The sequence below is a fragment of the Fredinandcohnia onubensis genome (assembly GCF_002734215.1).
Taxonomy (GTDB): domain Bacteria; phylum Bacillota; class Bacilli; order Bacillales; family Bacillaceae_L; genus Ferdinandcohnia; species Ferdinandcohnia onubensis.
In genome coordinates this window covers 309,264-329,918 of record NZ_NSEB01000007.1, presented here as the reverse complement: position 1 = coordinate 329,918, position 20,655 = coordinate 309,264, and the positions used below count along the sequence as shown (strand labels likewise).

Below are 20,655 nucleotides of genomic sequence, written 5' to 3'. Positions count from 1 at the left end.
ATAAAAATAAGAAAAAGATTATTCCATAAGAGGTTATAAAATGACGACTAATTGCTTTTATTGCCAAGATCCTTTTGAAAACGAAAGATTTCATTATGTTGCATTTGTTAATGTTGAAGGAGAACGAGAAGAAACATTATGTAAGGAATGCTACAAGGAGTGGCTTGAAGGGATAAAAGAATAAAAACGGAGGTTAATAAAGGAATAAAGGGGAATCTCCTTTATTCCCACTCTTCTGGTATAATCCTTAATAAAATGAAATAGAAGGTGGGGAGAGTATTTGAAAAGATGTGGGTGGGTGAATGAAGACCCTCTATATAAAGATTACCATGATCATGAATGGGGTGTACCTGTTTACGACGACCGTTTGTTATTTGAATATCTAAACTTAGAAGGTGCGCAGGCTGGGCTTAGCTGGTACACCATATTAAAAAAACGAGAAAATTACCGTAAAGCTTTTGATGATTTTGATCCAGAAAAAATTGTTACATATGATAACGAGAAAATTGAGGAATTATTATCAAACGAAGGGATTGTTCGAAATCGTCTTAAAGTAAATGCGGTTGTCACAAATGCAAAAGCATTTCATAAAGTCGTAGAGGAATTCGGAAGCTTACATACATACATCTGGTCATTCGTGGGTGGTAAACCGATAGAAAATCATTTTAAAACCTTAAGTGAAGTACCAACCACTACTGAAATTAGCGATAAACTAAGCAAGGATTTAAAAAAGCGTGGTTTTAAATTCGTTGGTTCCACCATTTGCTACGCATTTATGCAAGCAACAGGGATGGTTAATGATCATCTAATAAGCTGTCATTGTTATAAGCGTACATAAGAAATGACTCCCATTTAAGGAGTCATTTTTTTTACATGACCGAATCATCTTCTTCGTCTTCATATAAAGACCCGAGTTCTTGTTCACTGTGAATCATTGTATTTGTAAGGTCGTGCCAGCCTGTATACCCAAAGACGGTATCAAGAAGTCTTTCAAATCGATACATCTTTTTCACCTCTTTTTGGATTAGCTTATCCGCCCTTTCCATTTATATGCACTGGTCATCTAAGTTTTTTTATTCGTAGAACTTCTCTATAATGGAGTAAGTAGAGGAGGTACAACATGGACAAACAAATTGGGTTTATTGGATGTGGAAAAATGGCTCAAGCGATGATTCAAGGGATCATCACTTCTGAAGTGGCTACCCCACAACAAATTATTGTGAGTGCAAGAACTGAAGAAACATTACAATTCGTAGAGAAAACATACGGAGTCGGAACTTCCCTTAAAAATATAGAAGTAGCTGCACATGCTGACTATTTATTTCTAGCTGTAAAACCAGATTTATATGCTGAGGTTATCAATGAGGTTAAAGAGGTTGTAAAAGAAGAAGCGATTATCATTACAATTGCTGCTGGGATAACGCTTGACTTTATCGAAAAACAATTTGAAAAACCTATAAAGACAGTTCGCTCCATGCCAAATACACCTTCATTAGTTGGAGAAGGAATGAGTGCGCTTTGCGTAAACTCATATGTGACGACTGAAGATTTATCTGAAATCGTCCAACTATTTGAAGGTTTTGGAAAGACTGAGGTTATCGAAGAACGGCTTATGGATGCCATTCCCGCAGTAAGTGGTTCATCGCCAGCCTATGCTTATGTGTTTATCGAAGCTTTAGCAGATGGAGCGGTTATGCAAGGAATTCCTAGAAAACAAGCGTACAAACTTGCATCCCAAGCTTTACTTGGCGCAGCAAAAATGGTATTGGAAACTGAAAAACACCCTGGCGAACTAAAAGATGATGTATGCACACCGGGTGGCTCAACAATTCAAGCCATTGCAACCCTTGAAGAACAGGGCTTTCGTGCGGCTATAATCGCAGCGATGGAAAGTTGCACTCAAAAATCAAAGGGACTATCACAACAATAAAAGCTAGGACTATTCTTGTGGTTCTCTTTTAAAAGAAAAAACTGCAATCAAATGACTCTGATTGCAGTTTTTTTAGTTGATTTGTTCTTTAGAAAGAACGTATAATAAAAATATGACAAATATTTCAAAAGTTTGTAACAAATACAAGCTATCCAACGTCTAATGAGGTGAAAAAGGTTATCTTCTTCTACTGCTAAACTACTATTCTTTCCACAACATTCACTTTCATTTATCAAACATCTCAGTCTATATCCCTAATACGAGAAGGAATTTAAATACTTACAGTAAATTGGAATATATTCATTTTTCATTAATAAGATTCCAATGTAAGTTCTTTTGTTAACCATTTTTAATATTTGTAACATTGTCCACAAAAAAGCAAGACCATTAAACTATGGGAGAGAGTAATTTGAAGAAAACAACTTTGCCATTATTATTAGGTGTATTATTGATGAGTGGGTGCAGTCTCATCGAAAAAGAACCAGTGACAGTAGATCTTCATCAGGTAGCGCCTGTTGAAGTAATTGAGACAAAGCAAGGCGTTGATGTACGTGAAGTTTCTATAATCGATCCTCGAGATAACAGTATCATTGAAGTTCTGAACATGGATGAATTTCAAAATGAAGAAGAATTAAAAGCAAAAGCCATTCAAATAGCAAGTGATTTGGCATCAACGATTGATCGACCAATGATACCTGCAAAACTTAGTACTTCTGGAGAATTGCAACAAGGTCAAAGCCAAATGATTTTAAAGGAAGATGAGCTTGTCACTAGATTACTAGATAATTCGGTTTTTAATAAGCAGGTTGTACTTCCGATTGAAGAAACAAATCCAAACGTTACACAAGATCAAGTTCAAGGTATTAATGAAGTTGTGCTTGGAAGCTTCACAACGTATTTTGACGCTTCTGTAGAAGGAAGAAGCTTTAATATCAAAAAATCTGCAGATCAAATTAATGATACAGTGTTGGGACCAGGGGACCGTTTTTATTTTAATACAGTTGTTGGAAATGCATCAAAAGAAAACGGCTATGCGCTTGCGACCGTAATTGTGAACAAGGAATTTGTTCCGGGATATGGGGGAGGGGTATGTCAAACTTCTAGTACTCTTTATAATGCTGTTGCAAAGGCGGGACTTGAAATGATTGAGGTCCATCACCACTCAAAACCAGTCGGTTATGTTCCAATTGGGAGTGACGCGACAGTTGCTTATCCGTATTTAGACTTTAAGTTTTCAAATAATCGTCCATATCCAGTAGTATTGAAATCGTCAGTAAAAGGCGGTTCACTTCAAATCGAAGTTCGTTCCGCAGCAAATTATGTATCTAACTAATTGAGAGTCTAAGAGATCAGTACTTATCTGGTCTTTTTTTGTTATAATATTGTAGTATCAGTATGAAAGGGGTTGCAAGATTTTGAGAATACTAGTTGTAGGAGCTGGGGCAATTGGTGGCTACTTTGGGGGACGCCTACTAGAAAAAGGGGAAGACATTACTTTCCTAGTCCGTGAAAATAGACAAAAACAAATCCAAAAAAATGGGCTTCAAATTGAGAGCATCCATGGAAATGTGACACTTCAACCAAAAACAATTAAAACGGGTGATGAAGCAGGTGCTTTTGATGTTATCATTCTTTCAACAAAACAATATCACCTTGAAGGTGCCTTAGAAAGTATTGAGCCATATGTGGGCAAGGATACAATGATCCTGCCGCTCTTGAATGGTTACAGTCATGTGGATGTCATTAAATCCAAGTTTAACCCACAAAATGTAATTGGTGGTTTATGCTTCATAGAATCAACATTGGATTCCGAGGGGAAAATCATTCAGACAAGCCCAAGCCATCGTGCTTTATTCGGGGAGTTTTCAGGAGAAAGAACGAATCGTATTGAAAGTTTGGCGGATATCATGTCAGGAACGAAAACAACGATTCAATCAAGCGATAATATTGATCGAGAGATGTGGCATAAATATATGTTTATCACTGGTTTTTCAGGAATTACAGCGTTAATGAGATCAGCGATTGGCCCAATTCGAGAAGAGCAGAATGGTCAAAAGCTTATTCTAAACCTGTACAAAGAAATCGGTTCTGTGATGAGGGCAATTGGTGCACCTATTGATCAGGACATAGAGGAAAAGCATTTAAAAACAACCAATTTATTGAGCTATGATATGAAATCATCGATGCAGCGTGATATGGAAAAAGGCTTTGATGTAGAGGCTGATCAATTACAAGGTTATTTATATAAAATTGCCCAGGAAAAAGGAATCGATACGCCATTATTAGAGATCATCTATTCAAACTTAAAGGTTTATCAAGCACAAAGAGGGTAATTGAAATGGGGAAGGTAGTGTGAGCGCACTGCCTTTTTCTATTGTTTGATGCATTACTGCCACTAATCTTGATTTACTGCCGCTATTCTCAAAATACTGTCACTAATCTTGATTTACTGTCACTAATCTTAAAATACTGCCACTAATCTTGATTTACTGCCGCTATTCTCAAAATACTGCCACTAATCTTGATTTACTGCCGCTATTCTCAAATACTGTCACTAATCTTAACTTACTAACACTATCTAAAAAATACTGCCACTACATTATTTCAGACATAAACACCCCTGTTTGGGTTTGCCACCAATTGGCAGCATCCCTTACAAGGGGTGTAACGAAACAACTAATCAACAACTTTAACAACAGGTTCAACAGTTACTTCAACATTTCCTTTAAGCGTTTGTGAAATAAAGCAGGCTGTCTCTGCACGATGTGCAAGTTGAATTAATTTTTCTTTTAATTCTTCGTCAGCTTGCTTCACATAAATAACTAATTTATGAACAATCTTTTCAAAGATTAAGCGCTTACCAATCTTTCCAACTGTCCCTTCCGTTTCAACATCGAGATGAGTATATTCAACATCTCGATTAGACAAGATAGCAGCAAGAGTAAGCATATAACAATTTGTAGCTGCTGCTACTAATAATTCTTCAGGATTTGCCCCTTTACCGGGGCCGTCAAGTTGTTTTGGTGCAGAAACCACCGTATGAAGTCCATCTGTGGTAATGGTTCCTTCCCCGTTTCTATCCCCATTCCAAGTACCCTTCACTGTAAATAGACTCATTTTTTTCATCCCCTCGTCATGTTTCTCACATACTACTACTATTATATGCACAAAAAATGGAAACAAGAAAGAGATATATAAGAGAAACAAAAAGCTGATTCCGCATTAAACGAAAATCAGCTTTCATCACAAAGGGAATGCCACAATTGCCGTCCCCATATTGTTTCTCAACCTGCACTCTTGACAGGTGGGTGTTTGCATAACCTGCTTCACCTTCCACTTAAGGAGATGGCATGGTGTTGCGGGTTAGTCTCTTAAACTCCCAAAAATTTAGTATTCGGTTAAAACAATACTAGGCAACTAACATTACAGCATCTGTTGTTTATGTCTTAATTTTACCGAACCCTCTACTAAATGAAAATAGGTGGTTGTTACCAAATCTATATCTATTTCCCTAATTCATTTCATATAATAGAGATAAAAGGAGGCTATATAGATGGGCTGTACGGATTTTACATTTTTAACGAATGATGGTTTCACAATATTTTACAAAAAGTGGGAAAATGAAAGTAATATAATACCAAAAGGAATTATCCAAATTGCTCATGGGATGGCTGAGCATATTGAACGTTATGATTTATTTGCCAAAGCGTTAATACAGGAAGGATATGTCGTCTACGGAAACGACCATCGGGGCCATGGAAAAACGGGAAAAAATGCAAATCAGGTGGGGTTTTTTGCAGAGGAAAATGGGTTTGATCTTGTGGTTGAAGACATGCTTCAGCTAACAAATATCATAAAAAAGGATTATCCGAACAAACCCATTTTTTTATTCGGACATAGTATGGGCTCATTCTTATCTCGGAGATACATACAAACGCATGGTGACCAATTAGCAGGAGTCATTCTATCGGGTACAGGTGGCAATCCTGGACTTATTGGGCAGGTAGGAATTGGCATCTCAAAATTTGAAATGAAGCGAAAAGGAAAGAGAACGAGTAGCTCCCTAATGAACAAGCTTACGTTCGGTAGTTATAATAAAGCATTTACACCTGCTAGAACCGAGTTTGATTGGTTAACAAGAGATGATAGTGAAGTGGATAAGTATATTGAAGATCCTCTATGTGGAGGAATTTTCACAGCAGGCTTTTTTTATGACCTAGTTAGTGGAGTAGCGAAAGTAAATAAACATAGTGCGAATCGTAAAATTCCTAAAGACTTACCGATGTACTTTTTGGCAGGTGATAAAGATCCGGTTGGGAATTTTTCAAAGGGCATTCTCCAAGCTGCAGATATGTATATAAAATTAGGCATCGAGGATGTGACCGTGAAACTCTATGAAGATAGTAGGCATGAAATCCTAAATGAATTAAATAAAGAAGAAGTGTTTACGGATGTCATCAACTGGCTAGAAAAGTATATATAAAAAAGTGTTTCAAAGGCATTAGCCTTTGAAACACCTTAATGAGGAGATAGGATAGGATACGTGGTGGATACGCATAAAACCTATCGATTAGTAGCTCATAAATGAAGCTCCTACAATGACTAATAGAATGAATAGAACTACGATTAACACAAAGTTGTTGTTGTTTCGGCCTCCATCGTAACTCATATATAGCACCTCCTTCTTTGAGAGATACTATATCCTATGGAAAGACAGCAAATATGAAATGGACATACATGGAGAAATCAAAAAAAAGGTTCTAACCTATTTTTTGTGCATCTAAAAAATAAATCAACATCCTCTCGATAATAGGGATGTTGTTTTAACTAACCTCTTTTTCCTTAACTCGTACCTTAAGAGTATGAAGTAAGAAATGTAAAAGCATATAGAGGCAGTAGGAAAATAGTATAAGTAATCCAAGAAGGTCCATATTAAACAACTTTAATACTAAGCTTACCCCGGTAGCAATATACAAACCAGCTAAGAAGTGGCGAACCTGTTTATCCTCATACACATTTGAAACTCTGGCACCAAGCTGACCACCAATTAGTGCGCCAACGATAAGACTCCCGATAACACCGAAATCAAGTTCAACTGTAGATGCATATGTGGTAAAACCTGCTATTACAATCATTAATACACTTAATAAGCTTGTACCCACCGCATACTTTGGTTGAAAGGCGAGAACTCCAATCAATAAAGGAACAATTATAAACCCTCCGCCTACACCTAATACGGTAGAAATAAAACCTGCGAATAAGCCGATTAACACAATCTTCATATATGAAAATTTGGTTTTACTAATGGCTTTTTCTTTACTTGACGAGTTACTCACAAGTATTGAAATTGAAAAATATAAAATTAGTGCAATATACATCAATGGAATTACAGTATTTTCCAGCTGATACTTTCCTAGTAATATAACGAACGGGTGCGCAAGCTGAGTGGCAATAATTCCACTTATCCCAATCACAATGGATGTTTCCCATTTAATATTGTTTAGGCGAAAATGTGCAACAACACCAGAAAGTGATGTCGCAACTGTGTATAATAGGCTTGTAGCGATTGCTATAACCGGAGAAAATCCCATTAGAATTAATGTTGGGGTAAGAATAAATCCACCGCCGATACCAAAAAAGCCCGACATTACTCCAACACAAAGACCTAATATCAGGTAAATAAGTAAGTCCTGCAAAGGCAAACCCCTTTCCTTATTCACTTTGTGTCCAATATTATACAGGAAAAAAGTAATTCCCGCATGTGTACAAGACCCAATACCTGAGGATTTAGATGAATGAACTATGAAAAAATAAACGAGTTATCCAAAAAAGGTGCCTCACACATAATTTTCTCGTTTGTAAGAGGGTGCTGTAAGCTAATTCTGGCTGCGTGTAGTGCTTGTCTTGGAACTATTGGTTGTCCACCATATAAAGTATCTCCCACAAGTGGGTACCCTAGATGGCTCATATGAACGCGTATTTGATGAGTACGACCTGTTAACAGTTCAAGTTCCACCAATGTCATTTTTTTATTGACTAGTGTTTGAATCACGTTAAATTTTGTGATCGCCTTTTGTCCTGTCGGAGATACTCTTCTACGGGTTGGATGATGTCGATCCCGACCAATCGAAGCATCTATTGTCCCTTTTTTCTGTTTGATAATTCCATGCACTAACGCGACATAGGTCCGCTTAATTTCACGTTTTTCCAATCTCCGGTCTAAAATGGATGAAGCTAATTTATGTTTCGCAAAAATAACAGCGCCCGTTGTGTCACGGTCTAGGCGATGAATATGACGAACTTTTGTGTGCACACCGTTCGCTTGAAAATGGTAGGCAATTGCGTTAGCGAGTGTGCCAAGTTGATCTTCCTCATTTGGATGTGTATCCATTCCTGGTGGTTTATTTGCAATTAGGAGATGATCATCTTCATATAAAATTTGTAACTCAGCTACATATTCTGGTATCACTCCAAATTCCTCTTCAGGGAAAAGGTGAACTTGAAGTTTATCATTCTGTTTAAGAGGAGTGTTTAAATTCTTGGTTTCCCCATTAAGCTTTGTCCCTTTTTCCATACGTAATTGATGAAGCATTTGCTTCGGTATTGTCCATTCAGTCTTAAGAACGTCTTCAATGGTGATACCTTCCCAACTACTCGGAACAGTAACCTCAAACCATTCTCCAAATCGTTTTGTTAACATACAATCATCCTTTAGATTTTCTCTGAATTTATGTCTTTTAAAAGTATATCCAATCCAGGTAATGAATGAAAGAGAAAGGTGGGTATGGAGGAAAGACTTACCGTACCAAAAACAAAGAATCCTATGTTATTCTAGTCTTATTACTATGGATACTATGGAGATATAAGGGTGGGTTTTACATTGAAAATTGTAGTAGCATCAACTCCTGAGCAGGAAAATCATATTACGGAGCTAGTCGATTATATGTATTCTTCAATCTTTCCAACCTACTTTGAAGATGAGTATATTACAAAACTCGAAAAGTGGAATGTGTTAGCACCAAAAGAGGAAGACGTCTACTATAACCGAACTTTGGATAAGGCTTTTAAAGTCATGTCAAGCCTTCAAGCAATTATTGCTGTTTTGGAAACAATTCGAGAAGAAGGCTATCAAGAATATCACGGGGAAATCTTTGCAAAGAATGTGCAAATCTTAAATGATTATGGTTATTTGTTTCCGTTCACCATCGAAGAGTTTCAATGTGTGAATAATTCGGACGTATTAAGTAAATATTCAAAGCCAGCCAATCAATATCTAGCTTAATACATAAAGGTAATATTAGCCTTTACAGATGAAAAAATCCCTGCTCACAGAGCAGGGATTTGCTTTTATTTTGAAGTTGCCATTGCGCCTTCGAAGAAAGTTTTAAATTCATTATGATCTGGATGGTACCCAACGAGACGCGAAACTTCTTCACCATTTTCAAAGTGAATTAATGTAGGTGTATACTCGATTCCATATTTATTCCAACCTTCCTCAAATTCAAGAAGATTGTATTTCTTTAAATCAAGTCCCATTTCATCGACCATTGGAACGATGACCGGAGTTGTTTCCTGACAATGTGGACATGTGGGACTGTAAAAGTAAACAGTCATGGTTTCACCATTTTCTAATTTTGTTTCTAATTCGTCAGGTAAAATTTGATTTCCGTAGTTTGGATCATTAAGCTGTTTAACAGTCGCAGGATCTAGCTTATCCTTCCCATAAGGATTACCTTCCGATTGTTGTTTGTTTTGAGTAGTTGTTACAAAAGCTAGTGCTCCGAAAATAGCAACAATAATAACTGTAAAAATAATAACTTTTTTCAAGGTTTATTTCCCTTCTTTCAATCTTTTTAGTGTTATAAAACTAGTTATTGCAATAATTGTAAAGCCTATTAATGCTAAAAAAGGAATTGTTACAAAACCAAACCAGTTAATGTATTGGCCTGTACATGGTACAACACCACATGCGAGTGAGTTCTCACCAACTGCAGGGATCTTTTGCACAAGATAATGGTAGATTGAAATAGAACCACCGATTAAAGACAGGATAAAGGTATAAAGTGCAATGGAATAGTTCTTTTTAATAATAGCGATTCCTAAAATGATTACGAGAGGATACATGAAGATACGCTGGTACCAGCATAGTTCACATGGTACGAATTTCTGTATTTCTGAAAAATAAAGGCTACCAAGCGTAGAAATTAATGCTGCAGCAAATGCAATAAATAAATACGTTTCCAGTACCTTTTCATTTGATTTAGAGTTCAATTGTCTCCCTCATTCCACATAAGTATACTCAAAATTATAGTATCACTATAGGCGATTGTAAAATGTAAAATCTTGAAGTGAAGATATATTTGTGGACAATTTGTGACAAAGTCGACAGAGAGAACATGGACATTGCCTATTAATTCTTTATAATAGTAGGTGGATTAGATAGACAGGAGATGGTGAAGTGATAAAGGCAGTTATTTTTGATTTTGATGGCTTAATTTATGATACAGAAACCAATGAATATAATGTGTTAAATGAAATCTTTCAAGAGCATGGCTCCGAACTTCCAATGTCGGTGTGGGGCAAGGTGATTGGAACGCAAGCAGGATTCAATGCTCTTTCCTATTTAGAAGAGCAAATTGGAAAGAAAGTTGACCACGAGGAATTAACCAAGATACGAAGAGACCGATTCAATGAACGAATGAAGAATGAAGGTCCATTACCAGGAGTTGAGGAGTACCTTGCAGCCGCAAAGAAAGCCGGTTTGAAAATCGGTTTGGCCTCAAGCTCTACTTACGAATGGGTATCAAATCATTTAAAGAATCTTTGCTTATTCGATTATTTTGAATGCATCCGTACTTCTGATGATGTTGAAAAGGTAAAACCCGATCCGACCCTATATTTAGAGGCAGCTAAATGCTTAGGTGTGTCACCAGAGGAATGTCTTGTCTTTGAAGACTCTGCAAATGGTGCACTTGCAGCTAAACGAGCTGGAATGTACTGTGTCGTAGTGCCGAATCAAGTAACAAAGGATTTAGAATTCTGTGAGGTTGATCATCGCTTAGAGTCGATGGCAGCGATTCAATTAAATGAACTAATTAAAAAAATAGACAGAATTACTCAAAATTAAAATATAAAAACCACGATTAATATCAGCCCAATATCAATCGTGGTTTTTATTCAAATAGAGACTAAATAAAATTTTCAAGCCACTCTAATGCTTCCTCTTCATCTGGACCATCAACTTTAACAGTAATGATCTGTCCTTCACGAATACCTGCCCCCATTAACCCTAAAATACTTTTGGCATTGTATGATCTATTTTTAAACTGAAATTCAACATCACTTGTAAACCTACTGAGATTCTGAACTAATTCCCCGGCTGGCTTAGCGTGTAGACCTTCCTTGATCGTAACTGTAACTTCTTTTTCAATCAAATCATTCCACTCCTTACAAGAGGTAATTTTAAAATTGACCATTACTACATTTATTCTGAGAAAATAATTTTAGACCTAAAAAAGCTCCTCATCTCAGGTAGAAAAAAATATGTAAGCGTGTTAATTTTAAGTAAGGAAAATGTTTTAAGGGGGGCTGTTAATTGGAAAAATACATACTTTCACTTGATCAAGGTACTACAAGTTCGCGCGCGATTTTATTTAATCAAAAAGGTGAAATTGTACATGTAGCACAGAAGGAATTCACGCAAATTTTTCCTAAACCAGGTTGGGTGGAACATAACGCAAATGAAATTTGGGGTTCCATTTTATCAGTCATGGCATCTGTTTTATCAGAAGCAAACGTAAAAGCAGAGCAGATTGCAGGAATTGGGATTACAAACCAACGTGAGACCACGGTTGTGTGGGATAAAGAGACAGGCCAGCCAGTGTACAATGCAATTGTGTGGCAATCACGTCAAACGGCTGATATTTGTGAAGAGTTAAAAGCAAAGGGATTAAGTGATACATTCCGTCAAAAAACAGGCCTATTAATTGATGCCTATTTTTCAGGGACAAAAGTGAAATGGATTTTAGATCATGTTGAAGGAGCACGTGAAAAAGCGGAAAGCGGGAAACTTCTATTTGGGACAATTGATTCTTGGATTATTTGGAAGCTATCAGGTGGAAAGGCTCATGTAACAGATTATTCAAATGCCTCCCGGACCTTAATGTACAACATTTATGAACTAAAATGGGATGAGGAGTTATTAAAACATTTAACCGTACCTAAGTCGATGCTACCAGAGGTTCGCCCATCATCAGACGTGTATGCAACTACAGCTCCCTATCATTTCTTTGGTCAAGAGGTGCCAATTGCGGGTGCAGCAGGTGACCAACAGGCAGCTCTTTTCGGGCAAGCTTGTTATGAAAAGGGGATGGTTAAAAACACATATGGCACAGGTTGCTTTATGCTGATGAATACCGGTGAGAAAGCAGTACCTTCTAAGCACGGATTATTAACAACAATCGCATGGGGGATTAACGGAAAAGTTGAATACGCCTTAGAAGGAAGTATTTTCGTCGCAGGTTCCGCTATTCAATGGCTACGGGATGGTCTTCGCATGTTTAAAGATGCCAAGGATAGCGAAGGCTATGCTGTAAAGGTGGATTCAACTGATGGAGTATATGTAGTCCCGGCATTTGTTGGACTAGGCGCGCCGTATTGGGATAGTGACGTTCGTGGCGCTGTGTTTGGTCTTACACGTGGGACTTCAAAAGAACATTTCGTTCGAGCAACTATAGAATCACTTGCCTACCAAACAAAGGACGTCTTAACAGCAATGGAGGCTGATTCTGGCATATCGTTGAAAACACTTCGTGTAGATGGTGGTGTTGTCAAAAATAACTTCCTTATGGATTTCCAATGCGGTATTTTAGGAGTTCCAGTCGAACGTCCTGTAATCAATGAAACAACAGCTTTAGGGGCTGCATATTTGGCTGGGTTGGCAGTTGGTTATTGGAAGGGTCAATCAGAAATTTCTAGTAAATGGGCGATTGATCAAACCTTTGAACCAAAAATGAGTGAAGAAAAACGTGAAGAACTTTATAACGGTTGGAAAAAGGCAGTACAGGCTGCCATGGCATTCAAATAAAAGGTATGCTATCATGAAGATAAGTTAATCATTCGGTAGGAGATTAGGGAGAGACCGCAGGAGCATTGTCACTATGTGTACAATGACTTTTGTGGTCTCTTTTTTCTACCTCTTTAAGGAGTGGGGATCGTGACACAGTTTTCAAGTATAGATAGAAGTTCAATCTTAGAGGATATGGAGAAGGAGGTTCACGATTTATTTATAATTGGTGGTGGAATAACGGGTGCTGGTATTTCACTTGACGCTGCTACCCGTGGACTTAAAACAGCTCTTGTTGAAATGCAGGATTTTGCTGCCGGAACATCAAGCCGTTCTACAAAACTCGTCCATGGTGGCCTTCGCTATTTAAAACAATTTGAAGTCGGATTAGTGGCCGAGGTGGGGAAGGAAAGGGCTATTGTATATGAGAATGGTCCACATGTGACAACTCCAGAATGGATGCTATTACCCCTTCATCAAGGAGGTACCTTTGGGAAATTTTCAACATCCATAGGCCTACGTGTTTACGACTATTTAGCAGGAGTGAAAAAGTCAGAGAGAAGATTCATGTTAAGTGCTGATGAAACTCTTGCAAAAGAGCCACTTATCAAAAAGGAAGGTCTTAAAGGTGGAGGCTATTATGTTGAGTATCGAACAGACGATGCACGCTTAACAATTGAAGTGATGAAAAAAGCCATCGAAAGTGGCGCAAAAGCGGTCAATTATGCCAAGGTGGAATCATTTATCTATGAGGATGAAAAGGTAAAAGGAGTAAAGGTAGTAGACCAACTTACAGGAAAAGATTACAAAATTCATGCGAAAAAAATTGTCAATGCAACAGGGCCTTGGGTAGATAAAATGAGAGAAGCCGACAATTCGAAAAAAGGTAAAGTATTACGCCTAACAAAAGGTGTTCATATTGTAATTGATCAATCCAAGTTCCCGTTAAAACAAGCGGTTTACTATGATACACAAGATGGCCGAATGGTATTTGCAATCCCTCGTGATGGTAAAACGTATATCGGAACAACGGATACATTTTATGACAAAGATACCGCACATCCAACAGTAACAACAGAGGACCGTGCATATTTAATTAATACAATCAACTACATGTTCCCGAGTGTAAATGTAGAGGATTCGGATATTGAATCGAGCTGGGCTGGTGTACGACCATTGATATATGAAGAAGGAAAGGATCCTTCCGAAATATCGCGTAAAGATGAAATCTGGATTTCTGATTCAGGTCTCATCACAATTGCAGGTGGAAAATTAACAGGCTATCGTAAAATGGCCGAAACCGTGGTAGACAAAGTCGGAATGCTTTTGCAAGAAGAAGGGGCAACTACACTTAAACCTTGTCAAACAAAAAGTATGGCTATATCTGGAGGGAATGTTGGTGGTTCGAAAAACTATCCATCATTTGTGGCTAAAAAAGTTGAGGAACTCATGAACGAATTCCACCTTTCTCAAAAGGATGCTCAAAAATTAACGCGATTGTATGGATCAAACATCGAAATTATTCAGGGGTTCATGGTCGATTTTAGTGAAAAAGCGAATGAAGCGACTCTGCCAGTACTTGCAGCATTGGAATATGGAATTCAATATGAGATGGTCACAAAACCAATCGATTTCCTCATTCGCCGTACAGGTGCGATGTTCTTTGATATTGATTGGGTCAATCAATGGAAACAACAGATTGTTGCCTATATGGCAGAAAAGTTTAACTGGACTGCCGAAGAAAAACTAGGCTACGAAGCCGAAGTTGAAGCGCACATTAAAGACGCAACCGAGCCAACTGAAGAGAGATAGTTATTTGTGTAGACAGACGGAGAAATCCGTCTGTTTTTGATTTCTAGGGAATTTTTAGTTCCGACCTGTGGATAAATTAACAGAGACATTGACCGGTAAACAAATTAAATAGGTGCGTAACTGGAGGATATTAGGGAACAGCGAACCAGCAGAATAGTTAAACAGGCACGCATCTGGATAAAATTAGGGAACAGTGAACCAGCAGACTGGCTCAACAGGAAAGTATCTGGATAAAATTAGGGAGCAGCAAACCAGTAGACTAGTTAAACAGGCAAGCATATGGATAAAATTAGGAGACATCGAACCAGCAAACCAGTTAAATAGGCACGCATCTGGATAAAATTAGGGAATAGTGAACCAGTGACCTCCTTAAACATGTACCTCCTGTAAATTTAAAAGAGAACAAACTTAGTGGTCCCTATTGTACAAGTACGATTGGGATCATAACAGGAACCCCTACTAAAAATCATAAACTTCATTTGATCAACCTAGCCTTTTTACTCATTTTCATAAGAAACAAGACAAACTTTGCTAAATTAATTGGAAAAAGACAGGATTTTATATAGAATAAGTAGAAGATAAAACAAAGATATTAACAATACAACTGTAATTGGGGGCATCGAACATGAGTTGGATGGAAAAATATAACCAATGGCTTAATACGCCAGGGTTAGATGAAGAAATCAAGAATGCGTTGCTTGAAAAGAAAGAAAATCAAAAAGAACTTGAAGATTGCTTTTATAAAAATCTCGAGTTTGGAACTGGTGGAATGCGTGGAGAAATCGGACCGGGGACAAACCGTATGAATTTATATACCGTAAGAAAAGCTTCAGCTGGGCTTGCAGCATTTATAGAGTCCTTTGGTGAAGAGGCAAAGCGCCGTGGGGTTGCCATTGCGTACGATTCTCGTCACAAGTCTCCCGAATTTGCAATGGAAGCTGCAAAAACACTCGCTACACATGGTATTCAAACCTATGTATTTGACGAACTTCGACCTACACCAGAACTTTCATATGCGGTTCGTCATTTAGGTGCTTTTTCAGGAATCGTGGTGACAGCTAGCCACAATCCGCCAGAATATAATGGGTATAAGGTATATGGCTCAGATGGTGGACAACTACCACCTGAGGCTGCTGATACAGTGATTGCAAAGGTAAATGCGATCCATAATGAGCTTGAGTTAAAAGTTGGCAGTGAAGAAGAATTAAAAGCTTCCGGACTCATTAAAATGATTGGTAAAGAAATCGATAATGCCTATACAGAAAAGCTAAAAACGATCTCGATTAATCCAACCCTTTCTCAAGCTGGAGTTAAGGTTGTGTTTACTCCACTTCACGGTACTGCTAATAAGCCCGTTCGAAATGGCTTAAAAGCATTTGGATACGAAAATGTTACGGTGGTAAAGGAACAAGAGCTTCCTGATCCAAATTTCTCAACTGTAAAATCACCAAACCCAGAGGAGCATGCAGCTTTCGAATTGGCGATTAAAGAAGGTAAAAAGATTGATGCTGATATTTTAATTGGAACAGATCCAGATGCAGACCGTTTAGGAGTAGCTGTTAAGGATGACAATGGTGAATATGTCGTATTAACAGGAAACCAAACAGGTGCTATTTTGCTGCACTACATTTTATCAGAAAAGAAGAAACAAGGTATTCTTCCGGAAAATGGTATCGTGCTTAAGACAATCGTTACATCTGAAATTGGCCGAGAAATCGCGAAATCATTTGGACTTGATACAATTGATACACTTACTGGATTTAAATTTATCGGTGAAAAAATTAAAGAATTCGAACAAACAGGAGAATACAAATTCCAATTCGGTTACGAAGAAAGCTATGGTTACTTAATTGGAGATTTTGCTCGTGATAAAGATGCGGTTCAGGCTGCCTTATTAGCGGTAGAAGTGTGTGCTTTCTACAAGAACAAAGGCATGACAATGTATGAGGGCCTAATGGAGATTTTTGAGAAGTATGGTTATTATCGTGAAGGCCTTGAATCCTTAACACTAAAAGGAAAAGAAGGAGCAGAGCAAATCAACAACCTTCTTGCAAGCTTCCGTAGTGAGCCGCCAACAATTGTCGCTGGTCGTAAGGTAACTCTTATTGAGGACTATAAGGAAAGTTTCAGAACCAACGTTGAAGAAAGTCAAAAAGAAGAAATAACTCTTCCAAAATCAAATGTCTTAAAATACTTCTTAGAGGACGGTACGTGGTTCTGCCTACGTCCATCAGGTACAGAGCCGAAAGTAAAATTCTATTTTGGAGTTAAAGGAAGCTCACTTGAAGATAGTCAACAAGCTTTAAATGGCATTTCTAAAGATGTAATGGAACAAGTTCATAACACATTAAAATAAAAACAAGGCCCTCGGGTCTTGTTTTTTTGATAAAAATGAAGTGGGGATTTTCACCCCACTTACATATGTGCAGCTAATTCTTCCATGCTTTCTGTGGATGCATGGTCTATATAGCGAAGTAAAGAATATAACTGTCTCTCGATAACGGAATAATCTTTTTCAAAATTATAGGCATGTAAGAAGTGTTCAATCTTTTTTGAAAGGAAATCATCCTTTGTTCGAACCATTAATATAAGTAGGTTGTCCCATTGGGAACGATGTGTGTAATAAAGCGCTTTGTCATAGTCAACCGTATTCACTGCTTTTCCCTCCTTCTAAGGAGTTGATTATAGTGTGTGGAGAAAACAATTTTTTTCTCGCTGTAAATCTTGGACAAGAATCCAAAACAAAGATGAATACATAAATGCCTGAGTCTTTTTCGTTCAATTGGAAAAAATAAAGTGACTAATTTCTTGAGGAATAGCGCAAAATACAATTGATTTTTACATAGGAGGTATGGAACGTGACGAAAAGGTTATTTATTTCAATTTTTTGTAGTATGTTTCTTTTAGCTAGCGGCGGTATCGTAAGCGCACAACAGAAGCCACCACAAAAACCACCACAGCAGGAACAACCGCTACCAACGGATTATGAAAAATGGGGTAAGATTGCAATTGATGTGGCAAAATTAAATTATCCAGACAGCAAAATTAGTGATTATCAGTATAAGGGACGAGAAGATCTTACCGATACACAGTCAAAGGATACTTTTGAGTTGAGAGTACAAACTAAAGATCGCACATTTACAGCAAAAGTGATGATCCTGTTTAATCCACAAACAGAGTCTCTTTTATCATTAAGCATCGAAGAAGTAAAATAAGGAACCACTATTTGGCCACATTCCCTAAACGAATGTGGCCTCTTTTGCGTTAAAAACGTGTAACAACGAAATCCCCTTTCATCATTTTGACCAATGACTCATAAATTGTGATAAGGACGAAAAGGGGGAGATCAACTGTGAGAGATTCTGAACGCCAGGCGCTCGAATATGCAATTGATGAAATCACGGAAATTGCAGAAGGCTTTGGACTAGATTTTTATCCGATGAGATACGAAATTTGTCCTGCTGATATTATTTATACATTTGGCGCATATGGGATGCCTACTCGATTTTCGCATTGGAGCTTTGGAAAACAATTTTATCGTATGAAGCTGCAATATGATTTAGGATTAAGTAAAATTTACGAACTCGTCATCAATTCTGATCCATGCTATGCGTTTTTACTTGATTCAAATTCCCTTATTCAAAACAAACTGATTGTTGCTCACGTATTAGCACATTGTGATTTTTTCAAAAATAATTTCCGTTTCAGTAATACAAAACGAGATATGGTTGAAAGTATGGCAGCTACAGCGGAACGGGTGAAACATTATGAGCATATATACGGAAAACTTGAGGTGGAAACATTTTTAGATGCAGTATTAGCGATTCAAGAGCATATTGACCCATCACTTATGAGGCCAAAGCTTACTTGGAGTCTTGAAGATGAAGAAGAAGAAATAAAGCGAAAGCCGTCGCCATATGATGATTTATGGGGCTTAGATAAAAAGGCAGCAAATGATAAACCAGTTGCACGTAAGAAAAAGAAATTTCCACCACAGCCTGAAAAAGATATCCTTTTATTTATTGAACAATACAGTAGGGAGCTAGAGGATTGGCAACGCGATATTTTAACAATGATGCGTGAGGAAATGCTGTATTTCTGGCCACAGCTTGAAACAAAAATCATGAACGAAGGCTGGGCTTCGTATTGGCACCAGCGCATTCTCAGAGAAATGGATCTTACTTCTGATGAAGCAATTGAGTTTGCGAAGCTCAATGCTGGTGTTGTGCAACCTTCAAAAACAAGCATTAATCCATATTACTTAGGTTTAAAAATCTTTGAGGACATAGAGGAACGTTACAATAACCCAACGAAGGAAATGAAGGAACGTGGTGTTCAGCCAGGATCTGGGCGTGAAAAAATCTTTGAGGTTCGTGAAGTTGAATCAGATATATCGTTCATTCGAAATTACTTAACGAAGGATTTAGTCCTACGTGAAGACATGTATCTCTTCCAAAAGCAAGGTCGAGATTATAAAATCATTGATAAACAATGGACACAGGTTCGTGACCAACTCGTAAACATGCGTGTCAACGGTGGGTTCCCGTATATCACTGTAAACGATGGTGACTATCTGAAAAGCGGAGAACTTTTCCTAAAGCACTGGTACGAAGACATAGAGCTTGATTTAAAATATCTTGAAAAAGTACTTCCTTACATTTATCAACTATGGGGCAGACCCGTCCACATGGAAACCGTACTAGAAAATAAATCTGTTGTATTTACGTATGATGGGAAAACCGTGCATAGGAAATATGTCTAAATAGAAAGAAGCTGCCAATGGGTAGCTTCTTTTATTATGGGTATCCTTCAAAAAGTCTGAAAAAGGTGATGTACCTCACTGAAATAAAATGGTAAATAAACTAAAATAGATTCCAATTATAAAGGGAGGGATAGAAAGTGGAAAAAAATAATTTGCCTCTAGTGTACTCTTGTTCAGGTTGTTCGTCCGCTGCACAAACTGCAAATACAATTGCAATAAAAATGGATCGAGAAGATATTGCTGAAATGTCTTGCATTGCAGGTGTAGGCGGAGATGTAAAACCACTTGTTAAAACAGCAAAATCAGGAAGGGATATCATTGCGATTGACGGTTGCCATCTAGCATGCTGTAAGCATATTTTGGCAAGACATGACATCGAGGCTAAGCATCATTTTGTATTAACAAATTTTAATGTTCCAAAAAAACAACATGAAGATCCGGATCCCCAACTAACGTTAGATACTTTCAATGAGATTTTGGTGCTTACTAGATAACTTACGGCAGGAAATTCAAGGTGGTAAATAAAAATATAATGTAGGAAAAGGAGAATGAGTAGATTGTAGAATTTAATGAGAAGCGCATTAAATAGGGAGGTCAATTATGTACAATAGAATCCTATTAGCTGCAGATGGTTCTGAGCACTCCAAACGGGCGGCTGAACATGCAATAATGCTTACAAACGGAAAATTAAATACAAAAATTGAAATCGTATATGTAGTCGATCACAATAAAGTCAAATCCGATGTATTAGAAAATTGGAATGCTCCGGATATTGGTGATAAACGAAGACTTCGATTAAAAGAAATTGAACAAATAATGAGGAAATCAGGTGTTTCTTATGACATAACATTTCTTCATGGCGAACCAGGACCTACTATTGTAAATTATGCGAATAAAAATCAGTTTGACCTCGTCATCATTGGTAGTAGAGGACTAAATGTTCTACAGGAGTTTGTACTTGGAAGTGTTAGTCATAAAGTTGCAAAGCGTGCAAATTGTCCAGTCCTAATTGTAAAATAATATTGAGTAAAGGCAGTCAGTGCTTTATTAAAAAAGAACTGACTGTCTTTTTATTTGAGTACTGCA

24 protein-coding genes and 1 other RNA gene are annotated in these 20,655 nt (G+C 37.6%); 15 read left to right on the top strand and 10 right to left on the bottom strand.

Annotated features, from left to right (window positions below; all coding sequences use genetic code 11):
- Nucleotides 1–40 precede the first annotated feature (40 nt).
- Both CKK03_RS23685 and CKK03_RS10650 read left to right on the top strand, forming a co-directional pair.
- On the top strand, nt 41–184 hold the full coding sequence (locus CKK03_RS23685; protein WP_165918292.1) for a hypothetical protein: 144 nt from the start codon (nt 41–43) through the stop codon (nt 182–184).
- Nucleotides 185–280: 96 nt separating this feature from the next.
- On the top strand, nt 281–838 hold the full coding sequence (locus CKK03_RS10650) for a DNA-3-methyladenine glycosylase I (protein ID WP_099362556.1): 558 nt from the start codon (nt 281–283) through the stop codon (nt 836–838).
- Nucleotides 839–869: 31 nt separating this feature from the next.
- Here CKK03_RS10650 and CKK03_RS24130 read toward each other — a convergent pair whose 3' ends face one another.
- Nucleotides 870–1,004 (bottom strand): hypothetical protein, encoded by a 135-nt coding sequence (locus CKK03_RS24130; protein WP_281254489.1) that lies wholly within the window; start codon nt 1,002–1,004, stop codon nt 870–872.
- A gap of 116 nt (nt 1,005–1,120) precedes the next feature.
- Here CKK03_RS24130 and proC point away from each other — a divergent pair, with 116 nt between their 5' ends.
- The 3 genes from proC (at nt 1,121) to CKK03_RS10635 (ending at nt 4,263) form a co-directional block, all read left to right on the top strand.
- Nucleotides 1,121–1,930 carry a pyrroline-5-carboxylate reductase gene (proC, locus tag CKK03_RS10645; RefSeq protein WP_099362555.1) on the top strand — a complete coding sequence of 270 codons (810 nt, stop codon included), beginning with the start codon at nt 1,121–1,123 and terminating at the stop codon, nt 1,928–1,930.
- 409 nt (nt 1,931–2,339) lie between these two features.
- Entirely contained in the window at nt 2,340–3,263 is a 924-nt protein-coding gene (locus CKK03_RS10640; RefSeq protein WP_180271223.1) for a VanW family protein, read from the top strand.
- Nucleotides 3,264–3,345: 82 nt separating this feature from the next.
- Entirely contained in the window at nt 3,346–4,263 is a 918-nt protein-coding gene (locus tag CKK03_RS10635; RefSeq protein WP_099362553.1) for a ketopantoate reductase family protein, read from the top strand.
- 343 nt (nt 4,264–4,606) lie between these two features.
- On the opposite strand, the gene CKK03_RS10630 is transcribed toward CKK03_RS10635, so the two are convergent.
- Together CKK03_RS10630 and ssrS are read right to left on the bottom strand one after the other, a co-directional pair.
- On the bottom strand, nt 4,607–5,047 hold the full coding sequence (locus CKK03_RS10630) for an OsmC family protein (RefSeq protein WP_180271222.1): 441 nt from the start codon (nt 5,045–5,047) through the stop codon (nt 4,607–4,609).
- A gap of 133 nt (nt 5,048–5,180) precedes the next feature.
- Nucleotides 5,181–5,365, bottom strand: a non-coding RNA gene (ssrS, locus tag CKK03_RS10625) — 6S RNA.
- 118 nt (nt 5,366–5,483) lie between these two features.
- Here ssrS and CKK03_RS10620 point away from each other — a divergent pair.
- Complete coding sequence (locus CKK03_RS10620) at nt 5,484–6,413, top strand: alpha/beta hydrolase (protein ID WP_099362551.1); 930 nt, start codon at nt 5,484–5,486, stop codon at nt 6,411–6,413.
- A gap of 87 nt (nt 6,414–6,500) precedes the next feature.
- Here CKK03_RS10620 and CKK03_RS10615 read toward each other — a convergent pair whose 3' ends face one another.
- The 3 genes from CKK03_RS10615 to CKK03_RS10605 form a co-directional block, all read right to left on the bottom strand.
- Entirely contained in the window at nt 6,501–6,599 is a 99-nt protein-coding gene (locus tag CKK03_RS10615; RefSeq protein WP_099362550.1) for a YjcZ family sporulation protein, read from the bottom strand.
- A 154-nt stretch (nt 6,600–6,753) separates the two neighbouring features.
- Complete coding sequence (locus CKK03_RS10610) at nt 6,754–7,626, bottom strand: sulfite exporter TauE/SafE family protein (protein ID WP_099362549.1); 873 nt, start codon at nt 7,624–7,626, stop codon at nt 6,754–6,756.
- Between the two features lie 104 nt (nt 7,627–7,730).
- A complete protein-coding gene (locus CKK03_RS10605; RefSeq protein WP_099362548.1) occupies nt 7,731–8,630 on the bottom strand; it encodes an RluA family pseudouridine synthase in 900 nt (299 codons plus the stop codon).
- A 180-nt stretch (nt 8,631–8,810) separates the two neighbouring features.
- On the opposite strand from CKK03_RS10605, the gene CKK03_RS10600 reads away from it, so the two are divergent.
- A complete protein-coding gene (locus CKK03_RS10600; RefSeq protein ID WP_142354016.1) occupies nt 8,811–9,212 on the top strand; it encodes a DUF5365 family protein in 402 nt (133 codons plus the stop codon).
- 65 nt (nt 9,213–9,277) lie between these two features.
- Here the strand turns inward: CKK03_RS10600 and CKK03_RS10595 are convergent, their stop codons facing one another.
- A complete protein-coding gene (locus CKK03_RS10595) occupies nt 9,278–9,757 on the bottom strand; it encodes a thioredoxin family protein (protein WP_099362546.1) in 480 nt (159 codons plus the stop codon).
- 3 nt (nt 9,758–9,760) lie between these two features.
- A complete protein-coding gene (locus CKK03_RS10590) occupies nt 9,761–10,201 on the bottom strand; it encodes a disulfide oxidoreductase (RefSeq protein ID WP_099362545.1) in 441 nt (146 codons plus the stop codon).
- Nucleotides 10,202–10,388: 187 nt separating this feature from the next.
- Between CKK03_RS10590 and CKK03_RS10585 the strand changes: the two genes are divergently transcribed.
- Nucleotides 10,389–11,057: an HAD family hydrolase gene (locus CKK03_RS10585; RefSeq protein WP_099362544.1), complete on the top strand. Its 669-nt coding sequence runs from the start codon at nt 10,389–10,391 to the stop codon at nt 11,055–11,057.
- A gap of 61 nt (nt 11,058–11,118) precedes the next feature.
- Here CKK03_RS10585 and CKK03_RS10580 read toward each other — a convergent pair whose 3' ends face one another.
- Nucleotides 11,119–11,364: an HPr family phosphocarrier protein gene (locus tag CKK03_RS10580; RefSeq protein WP_099362543.1), complete on the bottom strand. Its 246-nt coding sequence runs from the start codon at nt 11,362–11,364 to the stop codon at nt 11,119–11,121.
- Between the two features lie 161 nt (nt 11,365–11,525).
- Between CKK03_RS10580 and glpK the strand changes: the two genes are divergently transcribed.
- The 3 genes from glpK to CKK03_RS10565 all read left to right on the top strand — a co-directional run bounded on the left by glpK (nt 11,526) and on the right by CKK03_RS10565 (nt 17,163).
- Nucleotides 11,526–13,016, top strand: a complete 1,491-nt coding sequence (gene glpK / locus CKK03_RS10575; protein ID WP_099362542.1) for a glycerol kinase GlpK — start codon at nt 11,526–11,528, stop codon at nt 13,014–13,016.
- A 174-nt stretch (nt 13,017–13,190) separates the two neighbouring features.
- A complete protein-coding gene (locus tag CKK03_RS10570) occupies nt 13,191–14,807 on the top strand; it encodes a glycerol-3-phosphate dehydrogenase/oxidase (protein WP_099362621.1) in 1,617 nt (538 codons plus the stop codon).
- Between the two features lie 625 nt (nt 14,808–15,432).
- Nucleotides 15,433–17,163: a phospho-sugar mutase gene (locus CKK03_RS10565; RefSeq protein ID WP_099362541.1), complete on the top strand. Its 1,731-nt coding sequence runs from the start codon at nt 15,433–15,435 to the stop codon at nt 17,161–17,163.
- Between the two features lie 59 nt (nt 17,164–17,222).
- On the opposite strand, the gene CKK03_RS10560 is transcribed toward CKK03_RS10565, so the two are convergent.
- A complete protein-coding gene (locus CKK03_RS10560) occupies nt 17,223–17,462 on the bottom strand; it encodes a YhdB family protein (protein WP_099353313.1) in 240 nt (79 codons plus the stop codon).
- A gap of 203 nt (nt 17,463–17,665) precedes the next feature.
- Between CKK03_RS10560 and CKK03_RS10555 the strand changes: the two genes are divergently transcribed.
- The 4 genes from CKK03_RS10555 (at nt 17,666) to CKK03_RS10540 (ending at nt 20,589) form a co-directional block, all read left to right on the top strand.
- Complete coding sequence (locus tag CKK03_RS10555) at nt 17,666–18,022, top strand: DUF3889 domain-containing protein (RefSeq protein WP_099362540.1); 357 nt, start codon at nt 17,666–17,668, stop codon at nt 18,020–18,022.
- A 137-nt stretch (nt 18,023–18,159) separates the two neighbouring features.
- Nucleotides 18,160–19,569, top strand: a complete 1,410-nt coding sequence (locus CKK03_RS10550; RefSeq protein WP_099362539.1) for a SpoVR family protein — start codon at nt 18,160–18,162, stop codon at nt 19,567–19,569.
- Nucleotides 19,570–19,706: 137 nt separating this feature from the next.
- A complete protein-coding gene (locus CKK03_RS10545; protein ID WP_099362538.1) occupies nt 19,707–20,063 on the top strand; it encodes a putative zinc-binding protein in 357 nt (118 codons plus the stop codon).
- A gap of 106 nt (nt 20,064–20,169) precedes the next feature.
- On the top strand, nt 20,170–20,589 hold the full coding sequence (locus CKK03_RS10540; protein WP_099362537.1) for a universal stress protein: 420 nt from the start codon (nt 20,170–20,172) through the stop codon (nt 20,587–20,589).
- Nucleotides 20,590–20,655 lie beyond the last annotated feature (66 nt).

Coding starts and splice junctions, on each gene's coding strand:
- CKK03_RS10565 (WP_099362541.1), top strand. CDS start 15,433: ATGAGTTGGATGGAAAAATATAACCAATGGCTTAATACGCCAGGGTTA.
- CKK03_RS10620 (WP_099362551.1), top strand. CDS start 5,484: ATGGGCTGTACGGATTTTACATTTTTAACGAATGATGGTTTCACAATA.
- CKK03_RS10605 (WP_099362548.1), bottom strand. CDS start 8,630: ATGTTAACAAAACGATTTGGAGAATGGTTTGAGGTTACTGTTCCGAGT.
- CKK03_RS10630 (WP_180271222.1), bottom strand. CDS start 5,047: ATGAGTCTATTTACAGTGAAGGGTACTTGGAATGGGGATAGAAACGGG.
- proC (WP_099362555.1), top strand. CDS start 1,121: ATGGACAAACAAATTGGGTTTATTGGATGTGGAAAAATGGCTCAAGCG.
- CKK03_RS10570 (WP_099362621.1), top strand. CDS start 13,191: ATGGAGAAGGAGGTTCACGATTTATTTATAATTGGTGGTGGAATAACG.
- CKK03_RS10540 (WP_099362537.1), top strand. CDS start 20,170: ATGTACAATAGAATCCTATTAGCTGCAGATGGTTCTGAGCACTCCAAA.
- CKK03_RS23685 (WP_165918292.1), top strand. CDS start 41: ATGACGACTAATTGCTTTTATTGCCAAGATCCTTTTGAAAACGAAAGA.
- CKK03_RS10615 (WP_099362550.1), bottom strand. CDS start 6,599: ATGAGTTACGATGGAGGCCGAAACAACAACAACTTTGTGTTAATCGTA.
- CKK03_RS24130 (WP_281254489.1), bottom strand. CDS start 1,004: ATGTATCGATTTGAAAGACTTCTTGATACCGTCTTTGGGTATACAGGC.